Source organism: Paenibacillus pectinilyticus (assembly GCF_001700435.1).
GTDB lineage: Bacteria > Bacillota > Bacilli > Paenibacillales > NBRC-103111 > Paenibacillus_E > Paenibacillus_E pectinilyticus.
In genome coordinates this window covers 647,349-666,554 of sequence record NZ_LYPC01000027.1, presented here as the reverse complement: position 1 = coordinate 666,554, position 19,206 = coordinate 647,349, and the positions used below count along the sequence as shown (strand labels likewise).

Genomic DNA, 19,206 nt, shown 5'->3' with positions numbered 1-19,206 from the left:
ATAACACGGGACAGGTTCTAACATTCTTTTTAAAGCATACGCATTACAATAGTCACATACACTACTAGGTTAGCGAGAGGCAGGTGAACGAAGATGAAATCGTGGACCACTTGGACAGCCACTTGTTTCATCTTGTGCAGCATTGGCTTCATGCCCTTACATACCTCGGCAGTTGACAGCGTAGAAGGGACAAGCCTTACCCAGGCCCAAGTCAAAGCAACTAATACAGCAGCACCCCCCGCTCCCGAATTAACGAGCAAATCATCGTCATTCGTTACGACCATTTCGAACTGGCAGGCTGCGCTTGCCAAAGAGAAAGGCTTTGAAGATTGGCAGCACGCTGCGTGGAAAAGCTATCCGCTCGGCCCTGGTACACATGGATGGGTGATCATCCTCACTAACCAGGAGCAAGAGGTAGGCTATATGATCGTCAATGCCACGGATGCTGGCGGTTACCGTTTGACCGAATATGGGACGGGCACTTCCCCACTGTTTAGCTTGGCCACGTTGTATCGCTCTTTGGTACAACAGGAACTGATACCTTCTTCTACCGCATACACTGATTTTGTGCAAAATGAAACGATCGTCAAAGACCGCTTATATATGGATTCGCTAACTTCCGTCTGGAAAATAAAACTCGAGGACGCCACCTATTATCTCGATGCCAAATCGGGTGAAGTGCTCCCGCTCAAGGAGGATCCTGCGCCACGTTTGAAAGATGAGCTGGTGTCCGCATCGGACTTATCACAAGGTGCTCAAACATTCTTGCGCCCTGCATTCGATCCCTATGAACGACTTCCTTGGATCGAAGGGACACCGCTTCCCGTCACCTCACTTCCTGAACTCGAGGTCGCGCTGCAACAGCAAGGAACACTCACTTATGTCACGGAGCTGTATGATGAGCAAGTGACTATGCCGCTAGCTGTGCTAGGTTATCAACAGTGGGTACATGGGGATACCTATCTTGCATTAGATCATGAAGGACCGCGTTACGTATTGTTAGATACTTCTTTGGGACTAGGGAAACTGTATCCTTGATAGGTTTCATTGCGTGTTTTCCAGATTAAGTAACCTTGTCACTCACCGTTCAAAGTTATCCACAGTTGGTATTTGGGGATACTCAACCACATAAAAAGCGGCTATCCTCCGGTAGAAGAATCTACTGGAAGATAGCCACTTTTTGCATAAAAGAAGTTCTCAACTCGGCTTATTTCTCTGATTTCCGTCCTATCAACATCCGCATCGCTAATGGCAGCATCCCAAACCAACGAGTTTGCCACCCCTCCCGCTGTTCTTTGCTGGTGGCTTTCGCCTGTTGTCGCACTTCTTTCGGCGTATCGATATAAGTGACGACTTGTTGTGTTATGTACTTCACGAGGTCATCGCTTTTAGCCATATAGTCCACCTGCCTTTTTACCCCTATTCTAACCAGAGAATCAAGGCCTTAAACTAGCAAAGACAGGTGGATCCTTCCCGCATCCCCCACGTTGAAGTTCAACCGGGTCTTCCGCCGCTCTCCGCAATGATTTTATCCGCAAACGATTTAATGGTCCCACAGCCTAACAATAAAGGCTTATTATCACATTGCAGTAACAAACTTTGTGCACTTGTATCCCACGCATATTGAAAGCCAACATTCATGCCGACGACGGTAATGGTAAATTTGCCTTGAGCTGAGTTAGGAATATTGAAACCCTGCTTCCTTCCTACTTGTTGTAACGCCCTGAATACCGAAGGCGAAATCCCTCTATACATCCACGTGCTACACGTTGCCATAGGTCTTCTCCCCTCTCCAATTAGGATCATTAAATTGTATGAGGCATGAGCGCAATTCGTGCTAATTTCAATAAAAAGCCTTCCATCCCTTTTGGTACTTCGACTTCTATTCTCCCTCTCCAAGCATAAGCTAGAGTAACTAGAGAGAGAGGTGTTGGTTTGAATGTGGAAACTAATGCTGCAAACAGAGCAGTTTGACGTTCATATGGATGAAGCCAATTTATTGCTTGAGATACGCATACTCACCGGAGACCATGTTGCACCAGTGACCGTACGCATGTGCCACGCGGATCTTACCCAATTGCTTCACACCTTATTGGAAATCAATCGAAGCTTTCGCGGAGATATTGCCTTTTTTCTGGCTAAAAAGCTAACGGACAAGCCCTAAGTGGACAGCAAAAAAAGCACGAAAGACCTTCCACGCTAATCCGTGGTCGCGTCCTTCGTGCTTTATTATTTATTGCCACTTTAATTAATTTCGGTTCGCTCCTACAATGGAGGCGATGAAGCGAAGAATGTATAAGAACAAGTTAATAAAATCAAGATAAATGTTCAAGGCTGCGAGCGGAACAGCTTCGGATGCAACACCGTTGCGATATTGCGCCACATCATACAGCACCCAACCACTAAAAATTAGAATCCCAACCATCGACCAAATGACATTCGTGAATGATCCAAAATGAATAAACATGCTGAATACACTCATCAACACAAGTCCAATTGTACCAGCAAATAAGAAACCGCCTAAGAAACTAAAATCCCGTTGTGAACGATGTGCGTAGAACGCCAATGAACCGAAAATCGCAGCCGTTGCAAAGAACGCACCGGAAACCACTTGAGCGCCAAGCGCACCGCCATAAGCCATAATAACCGGATATAAGGTTACACCCGATATCGCTGTAAAGGCATACAGAAAGCCGTACCCAATATGCTTCCCTCGAATTCGAATAATGATGGAAGCTACCAGCATCACGAGTTCCGCGACAATGAAGAGCATAACCATGGATTGCGGGATAAACATAGCTCCGATCAACGTTCCTAAGAACGAGACCAAGAGGGAGATCGCGAAAGTTTGAAGCACATGTGCAAAGCTGCCGGAATTGGATATCGTAACTGTTCTATCCATGCAAATTCAGCTCCTTTTGTAAATAAAGATGTACAATCTATCCTATGTATTATACCTGTATTTCATGAAAGTCGCTACTGGATACCATCCGAACATAAAAACACCCTCTTCTGAACGTTCAGAAAAGAGTGTTTTCGGGATGCGATCAAGAGGACTCGAACCTCCACGGGGGTAAGCCCACACGGACCTGAACCGTGCGCGTCTGCCAATTCCGCCATGATCGCGTATCGCCCGCTATGGGTCATTCCATAACTGACTTTTACAAAATTAATATACCATGTGATTCGAAAGCTCGTCAATGAAACTTTTACCACCCGTGTATAATTCCATCGCTTGCTCCGAACCCTACATGAAAAGGAGGTATGACCTATGAATGATGAGGAAATCAAAGCGCTTGAGCCGAAATACACCGGCAATGAGAAGCATCTTACCGAAGGCGAAGCGGAGGAGATCATCCACGAACCTAATTTCAGTAATGAGGAAGACGGTGACCGAATCTCTGATATAGACGCGCTGGCAGTAGGACTTTCTTATGGCATGTTCCGTAGAACGTAACAGCGGCCTCTCGCCTAATAAGCGGGAGGTTTTTTGAATGGATAGGCTCTCTTATGGACTCACTCACCCCTGCAAAAGTGCAGCACGTTTTTTCATTTCATCCTCATAGAAGTGACCTGAAGTCAGGATGGCTTCGTACACTGTTCTTCCAATCAAATAGCCCAGAGTTGTTGCAGTACCTGCGTAGCGATAGGTTTTACCGCTACCCGTCGCTGCGATCAAGACGGCGTCTGTCGTCGTTCCCGTAGCGGTCTGCCCATGAACCGTTATATTCAGCGCTTGCAGAGCAGCTACTTTGGCTTCTGTTGCTGTAATCACAGCATTGACCATAGCTGCGTCCGTCAAATCACCTTCGATCACAACAATGATGTTAATCGTTCCCGGATAGAGCGACGAAGCAGGCAGTGAAGCACCTGCTCGTGCTTTATTTCCTAAGCCAACCGTTACCCAGGCGGCCACACGAAGCTGATCAAGTACTTCTATTGCTTCCGTCATGACATGCTGCTCATCCGCATCAGCATCCTCAGGCGGCCAACTGAGCTCGTGATAACCGACATCCTTCACCCATGCCGCGGTGAGCATCCCCGCAGTCTCCTGCGGGTTCAGTCCTTCGCGCGCGATGAAAGCTGCCATCTCCACGGCTGGATCCGTCTCATTATAGGTCTTGTCCACCTGTCGGTTCATCAACACCCGATGTGATCCAAATCCCCCGCCCCATGGCGAAGAATTGAGTGTACGAAGAGGTGTTTCGCTTGAAATTTGCAAGTACTGTCCATATTGGGATTGCACTTGCTTCATCTCAACACCCGGTATGCAGCTTGTGGGAGTTACGCCCTCTTGCTGGCGATTTTCATTCTGATTCATCAGATAAATCATCCGGCGCTACCGTCTCTTGTGGCAGCATGAACGCAGGCGGCCTTTCACTCTCATAGGGCTGATACACGTATCCGCGGGCCAGCTTGACGACTCTCCGGTTTTTTTTACGAATAAGAACCGTCTCATCGTCCCAAGCCACAACAATGCCACGTACATCGTTCGTTGGGCTTACATCTCGAATGACTCGCAACAGTGTACTATCTACGCGGTATTGATCCAATTGTTCTTCCGAAATCATCTATGTTGCACCTCCATAACATTCAAATTCTATCTGTCGCACACCCTTAGCATACACCAATTCGCGATTCGGTGAAACCTTACATAAATCGGTTCATCTTCGGTTACCTTAACGAGGACGAGACAAGGGCAACCTCATGCTTACCGTAAGGGAGGACAGCACAATGGAGAAGAGAACATATTACATCAATGTAGGCACGGGAGAAGTACTCGAGGACAGCACGGCACTGGATTATGAATTTGAAATATCCGCAACAGAAGATGACATAGCGAAACTGCAGGAGCTGTTTGAAGAAACCGACAATTCCTCACAAGGCAGCTATGCTACTTCTTGGCTACCTTGGAAAGTGTATTACTCCAATGAAACGAATCAGGAATATGATTATTACTTAACGGAAGTTTATCGCACGCTGCACCGATTAGGCTCTGAGCAAACCAAAAGACACATAGAAACGATGAACGTTCTGGAAAATGGCATTTAACCTTACCTCGGGAAAAATAGAAAAAAGGCCAATGAATCCGCATGGAATTCCTTGGCCTTTTTCATATATGGGTTTAATTAGCTAACATGCTCCTTGGAATCATTCGTCTCAAACCAGAAATCAAGGACTTTGCTAGACATCACACGTTTCTTGATATAATCCGCTTGTGCAACAGAGAATTGCTGCTCCCACTCGATCGTTAACTCCGTACAAAGCTTCACGACTGTTAACAACTCAGACCAGGCTACATAACGCTTATACCAGAAAAATTGAGGGTGTTCGATCATATACGGATACAGGTCATCAAACTCTGTATGTTTACAATCAAGCGCACGTTCAAAGTGAGTCTTTGCTTCCCCAAGCTTTGTCATAAAATAGTCAATGGAACCATTTTCGATACCCATAGATGTCAGCCTCCTCTCTTACCTTGATCTCATTATAAAGGATAAATCGTTTTCAGGGAAGTCGTAGACTAGATGTAAAATCAGTCAAATGTAATCTGGCCGTTCGCCAGCGAGGCAATCCGAGCCAAGGACTCTACCCGAATTCCGCGTTCGCGAATCGATTTCCCGCCATTTTGAAACGATTTCTCTACCACAATACCAACGCCGACAAGCTCTGCTTCTGCTTTTTCCACAATCTTAATTAAGCCGCGGGCCGCATCTCCATTTGCGATGAAGTCATCAATAATAAGGATACGCTCCCCTTTGGGAAGTAAGTGCGAGGACACCATAATATCCGTTACAATCCCTTTGGTAAAGGAAGGCACGCGCTCACTATACGTATCTTGATCCATCGTTAACGTCTTCTTGCGACGAGCAAAAACCATGGGAACCCCGAGCTGCAAGGCTGTTGTGTACGCGATGGGAATACCGGATGATTCAACAGTTAACACTTTATCCGGTCTCGTTTCACGAAATAATCTTGCGAATTCTTTCCCCATCTCCATAATGAGAACAGGATCTACCTGATGATTCAAAATGGCGTCAAGTTTAAGCACTTGATCTGAAGCGACGACGCCGACCTCTAAGATCCGCTGTTTTAATAAGTCCATGAAACCGGCCCCCTATAGCTGTCTATTATGAGTAAGTTACCATATTGCTCCTATTGGTTTCAAGTCCATTTTATGTTTTTATTCTTTTATTAAATATTGTAAACACTGAAACTTTTTTGGCTTCTAACGTGTCTATATATATAACTGGGTTACTTTGGAATGGAATTCGTTCTATAATTGCTCACATTTGGGCATCAAGATGCATTGAAAACCGAAGAGAAAACAGTATGATTATACATAACGCATGTCAATTTCAATGACTTTTCGGCGGAAAGGAAAGATGGCAATGAACAACCTAATTAGACCCATCCTTGTCGGCTGCGTACCTGTTGCAATTGCGTCGTTCTTGGTAACTGGATGCCAAGAATCATCTGCTCCTGCTCCAAAGCCTACCATAGACGTAACAGCAACGTACCGCCCTACACAACAACCGCAAGATCCGGCTCCTACATCCGTCGTTGCTGTCCCGACAGCTACACCAGCCGTTGATGACAGTACCAAGCATGAAGCGCAAGTCGCCGGGATTACGAAAGTGGATCAAGGTGATCTCGCTCAGTCCATTGCAAGTCCGAAGCCAACGGCCAAGCCGAAGATCAAAGCGGAGGATGCTTACCAGCAAGAAAAACCCACACTGATGGGATTGAAGCTTGGCACTGCGAAAGCAACTGTGCTGGAGCGATTTGGTAAAGTGAAGAATCAATTCACTATGGATGAAGACAACATCGAAGTGTATGATTTCAACGACTTTTCAGTAGGGTTCAATAGTAAAGGTACACTGGAATTTGTAGATGTCCACTCGATCGACATTGATCCAGGTTTACACGGCTTACGTCTAGGCCAAAACGTCCAAGATGCGATCAACATTCTAGGCAAACCGGATTCGAAGTCCGCTTATGTGCTTGCTTACAAAGCACAAGGGACATTATTGAAGCTTGATATCGATCCGAATGACAACACGATCCAATCCATTAAGCTTTTTGCAAATTCCTAAGAACAAGTACGACATGACGAAAAAACAAAAAGACCATGAACTCAACTCTTAGGGTTGACTTTCATGGTCTTTTTCTAGGTTTCCGTCTCATCACAACAATGCGTTGCTGTTTGCGATAGCGTAGGAAGATCAGTACTCCAATTGCAGCTAGAAAGAGCAAAACAAGAAGAAATAGGCCCAGATAGGCGTGAATTAAATGCAGCATCCCCCCGAGATTACTCCCAATGAAATGCCCCAATGTCAGAAACGTCGTACACCAAAGCAAAGCGCCTGAACCCGCAAACAGCATATATTTATAAAACTTCACGCCGCTCACGCCTGACAAATAACACGTAAAATGACGGACACCCGGTACAAAGTACCCGAAGAACACGGTCCACAGCCCGTACTTTTTAAACCAGCCCTCTGCCTTCTCAATGCGATTCGGCGTCAGTTTCACCCATTTTCCATAGCGATTAAGGAATGGTTTCCCAACCCGATGACCAATGACATAGCTCACAATCATGCCTGTCATGGTGCCAGCGTAAATAACGAGCAGCGTTGTGCCGAATTCGAACGGCCCTCCTAGCGCGGTTAAGGAACCGACGAAAGCCATAAGCGTTTCATCTGGAATCGGGACGCCAACAATACCGGCAGATAGCAACAGATATAGGGCTACATAGCCATACTGGCCAATAAAATCATACAGAACTTCTTTCACAACGAACACACTCCCGTGCTATTCTTCGTCTGCCCTGCTGAACAAAAGCGGACATGTCTAAGAGCTTGCCCTAAGTTCCAGTCATGCGTGCCTACCTACAAACATACCTTGTACTATATCAAATGAAAGAAAGCGAGGCAATATATGCGAAATGGTGCACAGATTGTCCGTGTCGCCTTCACCTACATCGGAACCGTCGTTGGAGCTGGCTTTGCTTCCGGGCAGGAAATCCTGCAATTTTTTACACGATACGGTTCACTAGCTACATTAACGATCGCCTTATCCACGCTGTTTTTCATATGGATTGGCATACAGCTTATGTTTATGGCGCATGAATTGAAGGCAGAATCGTACGAAGATTTAAATAAGGTTCTTTTTGGCGAAAAAATCGGGAAATGGATCAGCTTGTTTATGATGCTCGTGCTTTTCGGGATTACAACCGTCATGTTAGCAGGGGCAGGTACTGTTTTTGAAGAACAACTGCACCTCTCGTATACGACAGGGCTATTAGTTACCTTAATTTTATCCTACGTGATCTTAAATCGCGGGATCAAAGCCATTATGACGGTTAACTCCATTGTCGTACCGATTATGCTCTGTTTTAGCTTGATTATCGTCATTTATACCTGGCACTCACCAGCGTCTGGTAATTGGCTGCGAATTACAAGCGACGAGAATCTAGTTCAAATCTGGTTTGCACCTTTTCTCTACACCGCGTTTAACCTGGCCATGGCCCAAGCCGTGCTCGTCCCCATGGGTGGCGCCATTCGCGATCGCTCAGTGCTCTATTGGGGTGGCTTACTAGGCGGTGCAGGTATTGGCCTGCTTTTGTTAGCTGCGCATTATGCCCTATCCGCCCAAATGCCGGGAATCGCTCAATTCGAAATTCCCATGGGAAATATCATGACGAAACTAGGCTATCTCCCACAAGTCGCCTATTTACTGGTCATTTATGGCGAGATTTTCACCACATTTATTGGCGATGCTTATGGATTATCGATGCAACTGCAGCAACGAATCAAGCTGCCTCCGAAAGTAATCCTAATCTGCATTTTAGTGCTCAGTTATACCGTTAGCCATATCGGATTCAAAACCTTATTATCTGCCTTATACCCCTTATTCGGGGTGATTAGTGTCGTTTGGCTCGTTTTGATGATTTGGCGAAATCGTCGTAGTACGCTGTAGCGTATCTGTAGGTAAAAAACTCAACACCACAAGTAACCGAAGAAATAGCAATACCATCCCCATCGCAGAAATAATAATGCCTGTTAATAAATAAGCCCAATGGAAATTGGCAATTTCCGTATGATCTCGTCCCACTGCAACCAACTCTGCAATCATAAGTAAAAGGCCGATAATAAATAAACCAACAACAGAGAAATCGATAACGGTCCATCTCGAGAAATACGTAACCGCAATTTCAACCTGACTGACTGCCCTAGGCGATGCTGCTTGTTGCCGCCAAAGCTGATGCACCGACCAAGCCGTGTAGATGCCGGCACCTGTCACGAATAGTCCCACAATGCCACCGATAATGGCTAGTACTAAATTCATTCCTTTCTTCTCCCTTCTGAAAATGGTTAGCGTTGACGTAACCCGTAAACAAGCAGTAACGTAAGCCCAAAACTAATGACGGGAAGTGCATACAGCAAGGGAAACAGCAGCACCTTGGGAAGCTTCAAGGCTGGGAACCAGAGCAGCTGTAGACGCTTCCTTTCGATCACTTCATCCTCGTCATCCTGTCCTCTCTGGGCTCGAAGAGCGTCGGATGCGCCTTCGTTCCATTGGATTTTCCCTTTTTTCCATCCAACCTGATAGGAAATTTCCCGGTGATCCTTCTTCTTGTCGTTGCCGGATTCCATGGTGAGTTCCTCCTGTTTGTAGATTAAAATGCGTTGTAGAAATAGATTAGATGCAGGATCTCGTTGTATTGGGTGAGTCGATTTTTTCGACTTGGGGGTGACGGTAGGGCTCGACTTCCACGGGGAACCCAACTCGCGTTGTGGCGCCGACGCATAGCGGCGTTCAAACTCCACAAAACCCGATTTTTTCGACTTGGGGTGCTGGTAGGGAACCGACCTCCACGGGGAACCCAACTCGCGTTGTGGCACCGACGCGTTGTGGCACCGACGCATAGCGGCGGTCAAACTCCACAAAACCCGATTTTTTCGTCTTGGGGCGCCGGTAGGGACTCGATTTTCTTGGGTAAGTCGATTTTTTCGTCTTGGGGCACTGATAGGACTTCGGTTTTATTGGGTAAGTCGATTTTTTCGACTTGGGACGCTGGTAGCGACTCGATTCTCTTGGGTAAGTCGATTTTTTCGACTTGGGGCGCTGGTAGGGACTCGGTTGTCTTGTGATAGTCTGGTTTACCAACTATCCCAAGGAAACATGACTACTCTTTACTTCGAGACAGACGGTTTTTCCGGCTATCTTCAGCTATTGAGCCACTACTTTCCTCCAGATAGACGGATTTTCCAGCTATCTTCCTCTACTGAGCCCCTGTTTTCCTCCAGTTAGACGATTTTTCCTGCTATCTTCATCTACAAAGCCCCTGTTTCCCTCCAGTTAGACGGATTTTCCAGCTATCTTAAGCTACTGAGCCTCTGCTTTCCTCCGGATAGTCGGATTTTCCGACTATTTTCATCTACTTAGCCCCTGTTTTCCTCCAGTTAGTCGGTTTTTCCTGCTATCTTCATCTACAAAGCCCCTGTTTTCCTCCAGTTAGACGGGTTTTGTATCTGAGTCAATAGAGTGGACACAAATAAAGAGCTAAGAAGTCACTTTTCATCTACTGAGCCACTGATTCCCCAGTTAGTCGGGTATTCCGGCTATCTCGATTCGTATTCCTATAACTGCATAAAAAGGTGCTCCGGAACTACTCTGGCCGCCGCATCCCGAACGTGTCCATGACATGTAAAGAGCAGCACTTGATGTCGGGTACTTAGTTCCGCCAGCACGCGCAAGCAGCTTTCCATTCGTTCTTCATCGAAATTCACCAGAATGTCGTCCAATACTAGCGGTAAAATCGCTTTCCCTGCATACTCCTCGACGAGTGCAAAACGCATCGCCAAGTAGAGCTGCTCTGCGGTTCCTCTACTCAACTGCTGCGTGTCTACCGTCTGCCCATTTGCTCTTACGGCAAGCAATCGCTGTTCGCCAAATGGCGCTTTTACGGCGACGAACGCACCATTGGTCATCCTTTCAAAATAATCGGATGCTCGTAGCAGAACACCTGGCTGTCGCTCTTTTTCATAAACATCGCGCGCTTTCTTCATCAATAGCGCTGCGAACGAAGCGACCGCATACTGATTCACTTGCTCAGTTAGCGTTGATCGAATGGACTCGACTTGTAAGCGTTGATTCGCCGCTTCAGAACCTTGCTCTAATTTCTCAATCTGTCCAGTAAGCTTTCCAACGACCTCTCTCAACTCATTCGTTTGAGCGACCGTATCCGACAACTTAAGTTGGAGATTGGCTGCTTGAAGAGCTAGATCCTCTTCTCCGTGCGATTCCATCAGCTCCATGTAGCTGGCAAGCATAGAGCGGCTAAGCAGCGATTCAAGGGAAGCTTCTAGCACTACCTCTTCGTCCGTGAGTTTTTTGCGTGCTACATGCTCACGTTCCATCTTGCGTAACTGCTCACCATCCAAAGCCGAAGCTTCCTCTAACAGCTGTTCCATTCGTCCTTGGATGCGGCTCAGATGTTGATTAAGCAAGAGCAGCGCTTCCTCAGCTTCATTGAGCAATTGCTCGATTTGCTTTTGCTCAGCAAGCTGTCTCACTTGCCTTTGTTCCGCCTCTTTCCAGCGTTTCAACGCAAATAAATGATCCGAATAGGTAGGAGCTAAGCCTAGCAGCACACTAATCGTTTGTTCGAAATCCGTTACGTTCCCCACAAGAACGTCTAATTTGGACGCTAACTTGTAAAGCTGACGCAGTCCCTCCTGTGCTTGCTCGATGACCTGAATCGTTTCCATAAGAGCATCTGTGGATAAATGGGTACCTAGCCCTAATTCCTGCAGCCATTCCCCCCACACAGATTGAACCTGTAGTCGATCGGCCTCCACTGCTTCCGCTGCGATGTATTGCTGCTCCACTTGCTGCTGAAGCACATCTAACGCTTCTCTCGCATCTCTGAACTTCTCCAGCTTGCGCTGCTGTTCACTAATCTGCTGCTTGCTCCGTTCCGCTTCCCTAAACCACACATCCAAATAAGGCTGCAGCGTTTGAATGGACAACTGTCCAGAAGAGCCGCCATCACGTTCCTTCGTAGGCGCCGCTTCCTGGTAGCTTAGCTGTTGCATTTGCATTTGGAATTGACGTATTTGCTCTTGGATACGGCGTTCAAGCTGCTGAAGTTCCTGTTCTACCCTGTTGTCTTTCGTTATAGAAGGTATCACTGAGCGTGAAGCCCGTTTCCCTTCGGATTGACGACCCGTTAACCAGATATAAACTGCTGCACACGCGAAAAGAAGAAAAGCGCCTATGGATGCCATCCTATTACCTTGCCAGCCGAAGAACACAGGGAGTGCTAACGCAAGCAGCAGAAACACCATCATCATCCGTTGGCGTAGTTTACGTGTGGACGCTTTGCCCGCCTTTGCCGCTTCTTCAAGACTTAATTGAAACTGGTTTTGCTCTGCTTCGCGCTCTTGCTGATGCGCAAGTTGAGTTCCCAATAACTGCCAATGAGCATAGTCGGACGCAAGCTTTTGTAAAAGAGATACGGGGTCCCCTTCCATCGTTCCCACGCCACGCTGATCCATCCCCCTGCAAGCAGCTTCTAGGCTTGCTACATTCTCTTTCCCACGAGTAACCTGCCTTTGTAGGCTTTCTTGTTCCGATTGCATGCGCAGCTCTCTTTCTGCGCACTGCCGAAATTTCTCTTTATAAGCACGTACCTGCTCACGCAACGAAATCGTTACAGCGAAAGAGGTGACATCCGTTTCATCCCATTGTACGTCCAGATTCGCTAACAGCCGATCAATTTGCGCGCGTTGATGCGCAATCTCGACCTGCAACTGTTCGATCTGTCTTTTGTGTTCTTCATACGTTGATGATTGCTCTAACCAGTGATTCAACTCGACTTGATTAACGAGCAGCTCAGGCTCGATCGGCATCGCTGCAAGATCGCTGCGCAAGCTCTGCAAGCGCAGCTGCTGCTTGCCGCGCTCCGCCTCGAGGCGCTCCATCTCGGCTTCGAGCGCCTCCAGCCTTGCCGTGGCCTGCTCCGGGAAGCCCGGCCGCGCCGGCAGGCCCTCCAGCTCGCGGCCGATCTGCCGCAAGCGGAGCCAGCCGCTGCGCGCTTTGCCGGCCAGCCCGAGCCGGTGCAGCTCCGCGCGGAGCGCCTCCTGCTGCCCCTCCAGGGCAGCAGCGCGCGCCTCCGCGGCGCGCCGCTCTTCCTGCAGCCGATCATAATCGGCTGCACCATCACGGCTGCGACGCAGCGACAGCTCCAGACCCTCAAGCTCCTTCAGGAGACGGTTCATCTCCTGATTGCGCCCGCGGGGTCTGTACAGGCCGTCGGCCTGCGCCGTCAGCTTGCGCTCGGCCTCCATGATGGCCGAGCCGCTTACCCCAAGCCCAGCGCTATACAGATAGCCGCTGAGCTCGTCGGTCTGCAGGGTGCGCAGCTCCTGCAGCTCGGTTAAACCAAAAGCGAACAAGCTGCGATAGAGGTCGGCCGAGAGGCCGCCTAGCAGCGTGTTCAGCAGCTCTTCTCCGCCGATGGTGCCATCGGCGAGTGTAACCTTCACGAGCCCAGCAGAGGCTCGTTTGCCGCCTGTGGCGGGCGCGTCGTAGCGCTCGACGCGGATGCGCTGACCCTGCTCATCAAGCAGGGTTAGCGCGCCCCCATGGGCGCCGCCGCCCAGCGGCTCATAGCGCTCCGAGCGGCTTGCCCGCGTTGGAAAGCCGAAGAGGACGGCGCGAACGAAGCCCATGAGCGTGCTCTTGCCCGCTTCGTTCGCGCCATAGAACACGGTCAACGGACTATTCGTGTTAAGCTGACGATTTCGCAAGCTTCCAAAACCGTCCACCTGGATGGCGATGATTCTCATCCAGACCACCCCCCGTCCGCGGTCAGGAGATCCGCGGCTAACGTTTCCGCAGCGCGCAACCATTCCCGCAATTGCTCTGGGGTGGCCGCTGCGGGGTTACCGGCATGCTGCGGCAGGCCTTGCAACGCAGCAAGGGCTTCGCCAGCGAAGCTGCTCAGCAGCTGCTCATCATTCATCAGCTCAGCTCCATATCGAAGCAGATCTCCCAAATAGCTCTTCTCTTGCCTAACTACTGTGAGATCAAGTTCGCTTGCTGTGCGATCCTCGATCGATTCGATCCATACAAAGCAGCCCCGATCTACTTCTTCTTCGCGCAACTCATCAATCAATTCCTGAAGAGCTCGTCCCTTACGCAGACGTTGGTGGATGTCACTGCGTCCTTCCAATACAATGCGTACGATGCCATCACGACCTTGTGCCTCTTGGCGAAGTCGATCCAACAATTCTCCAATGCGATCTTTTAGTTCCTGCTCCGTTTGGATACCAGACACGGATAGCTTTTCTTGAAACCATCGCACTGTGTCTAGTGCCTGAAAGGTGAGTTCAGACCTTCCGAACTCGTCCATCTCGACCAAATAACAGCCACGCGGGCCTGTCTCACGGATACTGCGACCTTGCAGATTACCTGGATATACAATCGCAGGGTGTTCGTTCACAATCGTTCTTGTATGTACATGGCCAAGAGCCCAATAATGCATGCCCGCGTCCAATAAGTCCTGCTTGCTGCAGGGCGCATAATTATCATGATGCGGATCTCCATCTACATTCGTATGCAGGAGTCCGATTTGGCACACATGTGCCTCTCCCCTTTTAAACTTCAAGGCCAGATTCTCAGTCACCGCTGAGCTTCGATACGAAATGCCATGAATTTCGGCAATAAGTCCGCGATCTTGCTTAACGATTTGATAGGTTTGCACGTCATCAGACGCAAAAAAATGAACGTCTGCCGGCCAAACCAGCTTTGCGGCACGTCCATCCTCTGGGTCATGATTCCCGTGTATGAGATAAGCAGGAATGTCGTTTGATGCTAAGTGTTCCATCGCCCTCTGAAAGCGAATTTGCGCTCGCAGCGAACGATCTGAAACATCATAGACATCCCCACTCACCAGAACAAAATCGACCTGTTCTTCTATCGCAAGCGCCACAAGCTCCTTCAGCGCCTCGAACGTTGATTCTCGAACCCGCTCTCGAACCCGTTCAGGAAGCGCCGACATGCCTTTAAATGGGCTATCTAAGTGCAAATCGGCTGCATGTATAAACCTCAGTCGTTTCATGGCTCTAACGCCTTCCTTAGTCAACTTTATTCCTACTATGTTGGAATTCTCTTGATTCACTTATTCTCTTTATTTTCTTTTAGACTATTAGTACTATTAATTCTCTTTATTCTCTTGATTCTCTTGTTCCGGTTCCTCAATGACTTGATAACGTTCGTACACACTTTTCAATTGACGTAAAACACGGTTCAAGGAATATGTTTTCTTCGCTTTCTCCCACGCCGCTCGCGCCAAATTGTACCGGAAGCTCGGATCGATCACGACTTTCTCAAGGGCATGAGATAATGCCATCGCGTCTCCAACAGGGACCAAAAGACCGTTATGTCCATGTTCGATTTGCTCTGCAATCCCACCGACATTGGTACCGATTAAGGCTAACCAGCAAAGCGCTGCTTCCGCGAAAACAGATCCAAAGGCTTCCGCACGTGAAGGCAGCACAAACACATCAAAGAAAGGCATAAATTCTTCCGGATGCAGCATATACCCGTAAAAAATTGTATCTTCATATATATTGTGCTCGATGGCTAATTTCTCAAGCTCTTCTCGGCTCGGTCCATCGCCAATAATGTGTAGAACGAAAGGATGACCGCGTTTTTTCAGCTCTCCACAGGCGATCAGCAAGGTATCCAACCCTTTCGCAGGCACCAAACGGCAAACGGTAATAAATTGGGTAACCGCGTTTTCATGGGAAATCGGTCGGAAACGTTTCTCGTCAAAGCCATTTGGAATAACGCCGATACGTTCACTATCCTGCACATACTCACCAATGTACTGTTTAAAAGAATTAGAAACCGTGATGATCTGATCAACACGTGCTTCCAGTTCCTCATAAATTTGCGTTAGAAATTGATGCTCGGGGCCGTTTTCGGCAATACGTCCGTTCAGAATAAGCTCTCTTTCAAAACTAGAGTGAATCGTCAAAATGACCGGTGTATCCGGGTAAATTTGTTTCATGACCAATGCCGCGATCGGATGATGGGCATGTATAATATCAAATTTCTTCGATATTCTTAGCTTCGTCCACCATACATAATCCTTGTAGGTCTGGATGTATTTATCGATAATCGGATTTCCGGCATACTTCCGCCAGTCGAAAGTGACGAAAGACACGTCCTCCGTACCTTTGCCGCGAATCCGCTTAGGCAGCGAAAACAGTTCCAATTCCCAGCCTTTTTTATTGAATCGGTCCAAAATATAAGGAACCATGGATGACACACCGCCCGGTTGTTCCGGGGGGAAAAACAATGCTTGCAATATGTTCATTGCATGAGCCCCTCTCCCAAATCCTTGAGCTTACCTTCTTATTGTAACTTGTGCGGGTCGAATAGAAAAGAGAACACGGCACTACAGCACAAATGTTCTATACCTCTTCCACTTTTTCCTTTATAATAGAACCTGCCTATGTCGAAAAATAAGACTTCTTGGAGGAACACATGAACGTCATGGACCTGCTTTACGGTGAATTAGCCTCATTCCTATCTCAAGCCATTGTCGTTGTCATGGTTGCACTGATGTTCGTCATCTCACTTCGTTTGTTCCTCGACCGCCGCAAAAAAGGATATATGTCCATGACAATATCACTTGTGTTCGTCGCCCTTCAATATATACTTCAACTCTATTTAACAGTGCGTGGGATCCATTCAAGCTTAACCGACTATGCTCAGCACATGCTCAAAATTATTTCATTTGTTCTTATAAATATGGGAATTTATCAATTATATAATCGCACCAGTCGGAAGCAGTATATATTTTTCTATGGCTTAATCATCATGGGATTTGTCGTTTCCGTCCTTCATTTCAGTGTGCCAAGCCTGTATAACGGGACCGAACAACAAGTGCGCTTGTTGCAAGATATTGGCCTGGAGCTCTATGTTTTTGTTCTTATCTTTTTATGCTTCTATATGATCCCGCCTTACATTGGTCAACAATTGAAATACCAGCTTGCTTTGACAATCTACTTTTTCTACCAATCCATCCACCTAGTAAATGCCTACATGTACGGAGATGTGCAGCCTGTGCTTACTTTTGCGGATAATTTGCTGCCTATTCTATTTTATTTTCTCTTATTCATGCTGCTTTTTGAACGTGTTGTCGAATTGATGCAGGCGATTTATAACTCGTCTATTACAGATGGTCTAACTCGACTCTATAATCGCAAATTTTTCTACAACCGTGTTTCGCAGCATGTTCAGCGCCATTTACCGGTCTATATTTTATTCAGTGACATCGATAACTTCAAGAAATTAAACGATACGCAAGGCCACCAAATGGGTGATAATGTGCTTAAACAGGTTGCTCAAATCATGAAGGATGAAGCGGAAGAATGCGGGATTGCTGGCCGTTATGGCGGCGAGGAGATGGTTGTGATGGTCTCAGATCCTTCTGTTAAAATGGACGCATTCGCTGAACGAATCCGCAGCCGAATTGAGAAAGAAACGATCGTGACTGCCAGCATCGGTTATAGTAAATACAAAAACGGCCTCAGCGCCGAGGAACTGATTAAGCAAGCCGATGAAGCGATGTACCGTGCCAAAACAACTGGCAAAAACAAGGTCGTAAAGTTTTCCTAACTTACCTTGACGTAAGCCTCGCACCTTCAGGTAACTAACTTACATCCTTTTCAGTTCTTACGCTGTTGCCTCACAAGCACTATAATAGACAGGTACAGTCCTCATGGATGTACATATTTCTTGATAGAGCAGGAGGCCATGCAGCATGCAATATCGTAAACTTGGAAATAGTGGACTTAAAGTAAGTGAAATCAGTCTTGGTAGTTGGCTTACCTATGGTGGTTATGTCGGGGACGACCCCGCTGTGCGTTCCATTGAGCAAGCTTATGATCTAGGAGTTAACTTTTTCGATACAGCAAACGTGTACGAGCGCGGTGAAGCGGAGAAGGTGATGGGCAAAGTTTTGGCCGCTTATCCTCGGGAGTCATATGTCTTAGCTACGAAAGTATTCAATACGATGGGTGACGGGCCTAATGATCATGGTCTCTCGCGCAAACATATCAAAGAACAAGCAGAAGCAAGTCTTCGACGTTTGAATGCGGACTATATCGATATCTATTACTGCCACCGATTCGATCCTGAAACCCCGCTAGAAGAGACACTGCGCGCTTTGGACGATTTGGTTACACAGGGTAAAGTGCTTTACATTGGCGTTAGCGAATGGACACCAGCACAAATTGTGGAAGCCTATGCGATCGCAGATAAACTATTGCTCGATAAACTAATCGTGAATCAACCTGTGTACAATCTTTTCAATCGCTATATTGAAAAAGAAATTATTCCGCTTGGCGAGGCCAAAGGCTTCGGCCAGGTCGTATTCTCACCGCTTGCGCAAGGCTTGCTAACGGGGAAATATCGTGTAGGCCAACCTATTGCCTCCGATAGCCGTGCAAGCAGCAAAAACTGGGGCGAGAAGCAGTTGAATGAAGCATCGCTTCTGAAAGTAGCCCAATTATCCGGGATTGCGGATGAATTGGGGATCAAAGTGTCCCAGTTGGCGATCGCTTGGATCCTACGTCAAAACAACGTCGCAAGTGCCCTCGTTGGTGCGAGTAAACCCGAACAAGTCTTGGAGAACTGCGCCGCAAGCGGCATTCGTTTGACAGACGACGTGCTTCGCAGCATCGAGGCTATTCTGCAAGGATAGCTCCTCTTAGATACAACAAAAAGAGAGGTACCAAAGGATCGAACCTTTGGTGCCTCTCTTTTTTCACGTTGTTAGCAGCTTTGGAACCTTACTCATGACCTTCCAAATAATGCTCCTTGCAGAACGCTTCCACGACCGCAACCTCATCGTCTTCCAGGTCAAAATCCAGATAAAGTTCTGTCGTTTTCTCATATAACTCATATTTCATCAGGGATGAGGATTCCTCGGTTACATTATAAATCGCTCTGATATATAGGCCGCTCCCTGAGTATAGCTCATCATCTTCCTCAACCTCGATATCGATGAGAAATTCATATCGCTGCCCCGTCAAGATTCCAAATGGATCTCTGACCAATTCCACTGTGTACGTCGTAATTGTAAACATCTTACCGCCCCTTTCGCTTCTGCACCTGTTA

Annotated in this window: 22 protein-coding genes and 1 tRNA gene; 8 read left to right on the top strand and 15 right to left on the bottom strand. The window is 47.5% G+C overall.

The window, feature by feature from the left end:
* Positions 1–93 precede the first annotated feature (93 nt).
* Positions 94–1,038: a hypothetical protein gene (locus A8709_RS24675; RefSeq protein ID WP_065856145.1), complete on the top strand. Its 945-nt coding sequence runs from the start codon at positions 94–96 to the stop codon at positions 1,036–1,038.
* Between the two features lie 169 nt (positions 1,039–1,207).
* On the opposite strand, the gene A8709_RS24670 is transcribed toward A8709_RS24675, so the two are convergent.
* Positions 1,208–1,396, bottom strand: coding sequence for a YqzE family protein (locus A8709_RS24670; RefSeq protein WP_065856143.1), 189 nt, complete (start codon positions 1,394–1,396; stop codon positions 1,208–1,210).
* Positions 1,397–1,494: 98 nt separating this feature from the next.
* Entirely contained in the window at positions 1,495–1,776 is a 282-nt protein-coding gene (locus A8709_RS24665; RefSeq protein WP_065856141.1) for a hypothetical protein, read from the bottom strand.
* A gap of 163 nt (positions 1,777–1,939) precedes the next feature.
* Between A8709_RS24665 and A8709_RS24660 the strand changes: the two genes are divergently transcribed.
* On the top strand, positions 1,940–2,164 hold the full coding sequence (locus tag A8709_RS24660; protein ID WP_065856140.1) for a hypothetical protein: 225 nt from the start codon (positions 1,940–1,942) through the stop codon (positions 2,162–2,164).
* An 84-nt stretch (positions 2,165–2,248) separates the two neighbouring features.
* Here A8709_RS24660 and A8709_RS24655 read toward each other — a convergent pair whose 3' ends face one another.
* Together A8709_RS24655 and A8709_RS24650 are read right to left on the bottom strand one after the other, a co-directional pair.
* Positions 2,249–2,902 (bottom strand): Bax inhibitor-1/YccA family protein, encoded by a 654-nt coding sequence (locus A8709_RS24655; protein ID WP_065856138.1) that lies wholly within the window; start codon positions 2,900–2,902, stop codon positions 2,249–2,251.
* Positions 2,903–3,042: 140 nt separating this feature from the next.
* Positions 3,043–3,126, bottom strand: a tRNA-Leu gene (locus A8709_RS24650).
* 145 nt (positions 3,127–3,271) lie between these two features.
* Here A8709_RS24650 and A8709_RS24645 point away from each other — a divergent pair.
* A complete protein-coding gene (locus A8709_RS24645) occupies positions 3,272–3,457 on the top strand; it encodes a hypothetical protein (protein WP_065856136.1) in 186 nt (61 codons plus the stop codon).
* Positions 3,458–3,520: 63 nt separating this feature from the next.
* On the opposite strand, the gene A8709_RS24640 is transcribed toward A8709_RS24645, so the two are convergent.
* Together A8709_RS24640 and A8709_RS24635 are read right to left on the bottom strand one after the other, a co-directional pair.
* Positions 3,521–4,321, bottom strand: coding sequence for an adenosylcobinamide amidohydrolase (locus A8709_RS24640; RefSeq protein ID WP_244163303.1), 801 nt, complete (start codon positions 4,319–4,321; stop codon positions 3,521–3,523).
* On the bottom strand, positions 4,308–4,571 hold the full coding sequence (locus A8709_RS24635) for a hypothetical protein (protein ID WP_065856132.1): 264 nt from the start codon (positions 4,569–4,571) through the stop codon (positions 4,308–4,310). The genes A8709_RS24640 and A8709_RS24635 overlap by 14 nt, the downstream gene beginning before the upstream one ends.
* Before the next feature lie 163 nt (positions 4,572–4,734).
* Here A8709_RS24635 and A8709_RS24630 point away from each other — a divergent pair, with 163 nt between their 5' ends.
* Complete coding sequence (locus tag A8709_RS24630; RefSeq protein ID WP_057309825.1) at positions 4,735–5,052, top strand: hypothetical protein; 318 nt, start codon at positions 4,735–4,737, stop codon at positions 5,050–5,052.
* Between the two features lie 77 nt (positions 5,053–5,129).
* Here the strand turns inward: A8709_RS24630 and A8709_RS24625 are convergent, their stop codons facing one another.
* Entirely contained in the window at positions 5,130–5,456 is a 327-nt protein-coding gene (locus A8709_RS24625) for a hypothetical protein (protein WP_065856130.1), read from the bottom strand.
* Positions 5,457–5,536: 80 nt separating this feature from the next.
* Positions 5,537–6,106: a xanthine phosphoribosyltransferase gene (locus tag A8709_RS24620; protein WP_065856129.1), complete on the bottom strand. Its 570-nt coding sequence runs from the start codon at positions 6,104–6,106 to the stop codon at positions 5,537–5,539.
* 286 nt (positions 6,107–6,392) lie between these two features.
* Here A8709_RS24620 and A8709_RS24615 point away from each other — a divergent pair, with 286 nt between their 5' ends.
* Complete coding sequence (locus A8709_RS24615; protein ID WP_065856127.1) at positions 6,393–7,097, top strand: hypothetical protein; 705 nt, start codon at positions 6,393–6,395, stop codon at positions 7,095–7,097.
* Between the two features lie 61 nt (positions 7,098–7,158).
* Here the strand turns inward: A8709_RS24615 and A8709_RS24610 are convergent, their stop codons facing one another.
* Positions 7,159–7,797 carry a DedA family protein gene (locus tag A8709_RS24610; protein ID WP_065856125.1) on the bottom strand — a complete coding sequence of 213 codons (639 nt, stop codon included), beginning with the start codon at positions 7,795–7,797 and terminating at the stop codon, positions 7,159–7,161.
* 144 nt (positions 7,798–7,941) lie between these two features.
* Here A8709_RS24610 and A8709_RS24605 point away from each other — a divergent pair, with 144 nt between their 5' ends.
* The gene (locus tag A8709_RS24605; RefSeq protein WP_065856123.1) at positions 7,942–8,982 is read left to right on the top strand and encodes a YkvI family membrane protein; all 1,041 of its coding nucleotides are present in this window, start codon (positions 7,942–7,944) and stop codon (positions 8,980–8,982) included.
* Here A8709_RS24605 and A8709_RS24600 read toward each other — a convergent pair.
* From A8709_RS24600 to A8709_RS24580, 5 genes are all read right to left on the bottom strand, one after another.
* Complete coding sequence (locus tag A8709_RS24600; RefSeq protein WP_065856121.1) at positions 8,914–9,351, bottom strand: hypothetical protein; 438 nt, start codon at positions 9,349–9,351, stop codon at positions 8,914–8,916. The genes A8709_RS24605 and A8709_RS24600 overlap by 69 nt on opposite strands.
* A gap of 26 nt (positions 9,352–9,377) precedes the next feature.
* Entirely contained in the window at positions 9,378–9,659 is a 282-nt protein-coding gene (locus tag A8709_RS24595) for a hypothetical protein (RefSeq protein WP_065856120.1), read from the bottom strand.
* A 987-nt stretch (positions 9,660–10,646) separates the two neighbouring features.
* Positions 10,647–13,859 carry an AAA family ATPase gene (locus A8709_RS24590; protein ID WP_065856118.1) on the bottom strand — a complete coding sequence of 1,071 codons (3,213 nt, stop codon included), beginning with the start codon at positions 13,857–13,859 and terminating at the stop codon, positions 10,647–10,649.
* On the bottom strand, positions 13,856–15,133 hold the full coding sequence (locus A8709_RS24585; RefSeq protein ID WP_065856116.1) for a metallophosphoesterase family protein: 1,278 nt from the start codon (positions 15,131–15,133) through the stop codon (positions 13,856–13,858). Before A8709_RS24585 ends, A8709_RS24590 begins: the two co-directional genes overlap by 4 nt.
* A gap of 96 nt (positions 15,134–15,229) precedes the next feature.
* Entirely contained in the window at positions 15,230–16,396 is a 1,167-nt protein-coding gene (locus A8709_RS24580; RefSeq protein WP_065856115.1) for a glycosyltransferase family 4 protein, read from the bottom strand.
* Between the two features lie 170 nt (positions 16,397–16,566).
* On the opposite strand from A8709_RS24580, the gene A8709_RS24575 reads away from it, so the two are divergent.
* Entirely contained in the window at positions 16,567–17,703 is a 1,137-nt protein-coding gene (locus A8709_RS24575; RefSeq protein ID WP_065856113.1) for a GGDEF domain-containing protein, read from the top strand.
* A gap of 145 nt (positions 17,704–17,848) precedes the next feature.
* Positions 17,849–18,790 (top strand): aldo/keto reductase family protein, encoded by a 942-nt coding sequence (locus A8709_RS24570; RefSeq protein ID WP_065856111.1) that lies wholly within the window; start codon positions 17,849–17,851, stop codon positions 18,788–18,790.
* An 88-nt stretch (positions 18,791–18,878) separates the two neighbouring features.
* Here the strand turns inward: A8709_RS24570 and A8709_RS24565 are convergent, their stop codons facing one another.
* The gene (locus A8709_RS24565) at positions 18,879–19,175 is read right to left on the bottom strand and encodes a DUF6509 family protein (protein ID WP_065856109.1); all 297 of its coding nucleotides are present in this window, start codon (positions 19,173–19,175) and stop codon (positions 18,879–18,881) included.
* Between the last annotated feature and the right edge of the window lie 31 nt (positions 19,176–19,206).